Source organism: Acidovorax sp. HMWF029 (assembly GCF_003060895.1).
Classification (GTDB): Bacteria; Pseudomonadota; Gammaproteobacteria; order Burkholderiales; family Burkholderiaceae_C; genus Acidovorax.
Map to the genome: position 1 here is coordinate 1 of NZ_QAIH01000312.1, position 3,420 is coordinate 3,420.

The 3,420-nt window shown below is 65.4% G+C and carries 4 protein-coding genes; 2 read left to right on the forward strand and 2 right to left on the reverse strand.

Features of this window, described 5'->3' with window-relative positions; translation table 11 throughout:
- On the reverse strand, positions 1-211 hold a 211-nt coding region (locus DBR12_RS20805), incomplete at its 3' end, for a ferritin-like domain-containing protein (protein ID WP_304529322.1).
- Positions 212-416: 205 nt separating this feature from the next.
- On the opposite strand from DBR12_RS20805, the gene lgt reads away from it, so the two are divergent.
- Together lgt and DBR12_RS20815 are read left to right on the forward strand one after the other, a co-directional pair.
- On the forward strand, positions 417-1,244 hold the full coding sequence (lgt, locus tag DBR12_RS20810) for a prolipoprotein diacylglyceryl transferase (RefSeq protein WP_108618965.1): 828 nt from the start codon (positions 417-419) through the stop codon (positions 1,242-1,244).
- A 259-nt stretch (positions 1,245-1,503) separates the two neighbouring features.
- Complete coding sequence (locus tag DBR12_RS20815) at positions 1,504-3,000, forward strand: M20 family peptidase (RefSeq protein ID WP_108618966.1); 1,497 nt, start codon at positions 1,504-1,506, stop codon at positions 2,998-3,000.
- Between the two features lie 15 nt (positions 3,001-3,015).
- Here the strand turns inward: DBR12_RS20815 and DBR12_RS23335 are convergent.
- On the reverse strand, positions 3,016-3,420 hold a 405-nt coding region (locus DBR12_RS23335; RefSeq protein WP_233245002.1), incomplete at its 5' end, for a DMT family transporter.

Sequence of the window (3,420 nt, forward strand, 5' to 3'; positions counted from 1 at the left end):
TGTCGGGGCGGCCACCCAGGAAGAGGATGCGGCGCAGCAGCACGTCGGCGTGCTGGGTTTCTTCCTGCATCTCGTGGTCCATGCGCGTGTAGAGCTTGATGAAGCCCAGATCCTCGTAGGTGCGCGAGTGCACGAAGTACTGGTCGCGCGCAGCCAGCTCGCCGCGCAACAGTTCCTTGAAATACTCGATGACTTGTGGGTTTCCCTGCATGTTGTTGTCCTTTGTTTCTGGGCGGCGAGTATCGCGCGGACGCGGGCAGGCTTGCGGCAATGCCCCCGCAATTGCGCTCTGCATGCGTACGCTGATCAGACGCGTTCGCATTGGGCGGGTGGATGGCGGGGATTGCGCGCGTGGACGGCGCGGATTGGGCGCGTGGCGCCCGGGCCATTCGGGCGAGGGCACAATACCGCCCACCATGTTGACCTACCCCCACATCGACCCCGTTGCCCTGCAGATCGGCCCGCTCGCCATCCACTGGTACGGCCTCACTTACCTGGCGGCCTTTGGCCTTTTCATGCTGTTGGGCATCCGTCGCCTGCGGCACGAGCCCTTTGCCTCCATCACCGGCCAGTCCGCCTGGACGCGCAAGGACGTGGAGGACATCCTCTTTCTGGGGGTGGCAGGTGTGGTCATCGGCGGGCGGCTGGGTTATTGCCTGTTCTACAAACCCGGCTACTACCTCAGCCACCCGCTGGAGATTTTTGCCGTGTGGCAGGGGGGCATGGCCTTTCATGGCGGCTTGCTGGGTGTGATCGTGGCCATGCTGTGGTTTGCACATTCGCGCCAGCGCCCCTGGCTGCAGGTGGCTGACTTTGTGGCGCCTTGTGTGCCCACCGGGCTGGCCGCAGGGCGCGTGGGGAACTTCATCAACGGCGAGCTGTGGGGCCGTTTTGCCAGCCCTGACCTGCCTTGGGGCATGGTGTTTGCGCACAGCGGCTCGATGCAGCCGCGCCACCCTTCGCAGGTCTACCAGTTCTTGCTGGAAGGGCTGCTGCTGTTCATCTTGTTGTGGCTGTATGCACGCAAGGAGCGCCGCCAGGGCCAGGTGGCCGCTGCCTTCCTGTTCGGCTATGGCGTGTTCCGCTTCATCGCAGAGTACTTCCGTGAACCCGATGCCTTCCTGGGCATCCTGTCGCTGGGCATGAGCATGGGGCAGTGGCTCTGTGTGCCGATGATTGTGGGTGGCATTGCGCTGTGGCTGTGGTCGCAGCGCCAGCCCGTCAGGGCGCTTGGATCTCGGTGAAATTGCCTGCCTCCGCGCGATGGGCATGCTCTGGTAGCTATCAAAAATATAGTGATTGAAAGCCGCTGGCACTGCAGGGACCAGGCGGTTTTTGTGTGCGGTGCAGGTGGGGCGGTGGGTGGCCGAGCGCGCTGCGCCCATCAGCGAGGTGGCCCTTTGCTCTATGCTTGCGGCCGCAACACCTTGTTACTTTCGGGATGGCGTTGCGCGCCCGCCCGCGCAGACATCCGTTTGGTTTCCTCGCTACTTTGTGCCTGACATGATCAAAAAACTCCTGCTGGGGCTGCTGGCCCTGGTGCTGCTGCTGGCCGCCGCGCTGGGTATTAACACTGCGCGCAAGGGATCGCGCCAGCTGGAGGTGCAGCCCATTGCTCGCCTGCCGGTGGAAGATGCTGCGGTAGCCCTGCGCCTGGCCGAGGCCGTGCGCCTGCGCACCGAGTCCTCGCGCGATGATGCCCAGGCCAATGTGGGTCAGTTTTTGCAGTTCCATGCGCTGCTGCAGCAGCGTTTTCCTCTGGTGCACGCCAAACTGAAGCGCGAAGTGGTGGGTGGCCTGAGCCTGCTCTACACCTGGCCCGGCAGCGATGCCAGCGCCGCGCCGGTGATGTTGATGGCCCACCAGGACGTGGTGCCCGTGGCCCCCGGCACCGAGGGCGACTGGGCGCAGCCCCCGTACTCCGGTGCCATCGAGGGCGGCTACGTCTGGGGCCGGGGCTCTTGGGACGACAAGGGCAACCTCATGAGCCAGCTTGAAGCCGTGGAGATGCTGCTGGCCAGCGGCTTTGTGCCCCAGCGCACCATCTACCTGGCCTTTGGTGCCGACGAAGAAGTGGGCGGCCTGCGCGGTGCCGCCAAAATCGCCGCGCTGCTGCAGGAGCGCAAGGTGCGCCTGGATTTCGTGATCGATGAGGGGTTGCTGATCCTGGATGGCGTGTTGCCCGGCCTGTCCAAGCCCGCTGCCGTCATTGGCGTTGCCGAGAAGGGCTACATGTCGGTGGTGATGAAGATGTCGGGCACGCCCGGCCACTCGTCCATGCCACCGCACAAGGGCAGCAGCGCCATTGCCATGATGAGCGATGCGCTCAAGCGCCTCGATGAAGAGCAGATGCCCGGCGGCATCCGGGGTGTGGCGGGCGAGCTGTTCGACACCCTGGCGCCCGAGATGGGCGGCGTGAACCGCGTGGTGTTGTCCAACCTGTGGCTGTTTCGCCCCGTGGTGCAAAAGCAGCTCGAAGGCGCGGCCAGCACCAACGCCATGCTGCGCACCACCACGGCGCTGACCATCGTTCAGGCTGGCAACCGCGACAACGTGGTGCCTGGCCGCGCCGAGGCCACCGTCAACTTCCGCCTGCTGCCCGGCGACACCCAGGAGCATGTGATGGACCATGTGCGCAGCAAGATCAGCGCACCCGCCGCACAGGTGGAGCTGAGCACGCTGCCCGGTGCCGTCGAAGCGTCCAAGGTGGCGCCGACCGACTCCACCCAGTACCGCCTGCTCAACCAGACCATCCGCGAGGTTTTCCCCGACGTGCTGGTCGCCCCGGGGTTGATGGTGGCGGGCACGGATTCGCAGCACTACGGTGCCATCAGCGACCACATCTTCAAGTTCTCGCCCGTGCGCGCCAATTCAGAAGACCTCAAACGCTTTCACGGCACCAACGAGCGGCTGGAGATTGCCAACTACGCGGACGCGATCCGTTTCTATCACCGGCTGATCGGGCAGGTCAGCCAGGCGGCAGTGCCCAACAAGCCCTGACGCGCGCAGGAGGAATCAGGCGGGCGATGTGCTTCGCCGGGCCATGGTCCACAGCGCAGCCCCCACGATCAGTGCTCCGCCTAGCCAGGCGGTGGGGCTGAGCTGCTCGCCCAGCCAGAACACCGCAAACAGCGCGCCAAAGGCAGGCTCGCTGCCCATGAGCAGGCCCACGCGGGTGGGTGTGCTGTGGCGCAGGGCCCAGTTTTGCACCACAAATGCAAACACCGTGCAGCCCAGCACCAGGTAGATGCAGGCCAGCCAGAAGGCGCTGTCATCGGTGAGCGACGGCAGGGGCGGCAATTTGCCTGGCAGTGCCAGCAGCAGGCTGCCCAGGCCGACAACGCCCGCCTGCACGGCGGTGAGTGCCAACACGGGCGCGTGGCGGCGGCGCGTGAGCCGGGTGGTTTGGCACACGGTAAT

Excerpts from the sequence above, each read along its gene's own strand:
- lgt (WP_108618965.1), top strand. The coding sequence starts at position 417 with ATGTTGACCTACCCCCACATCGACCCCGTTGCCCTGCAGATCGGCCCG.
- DBR12_RS20815 (WP_108618966.1), top strand. The coding sequence starts at position 1,504 with ATGATCAAAAAACTCCTGCTGGGGCTGCTGGCCCTGGTGCTGCTGCTG.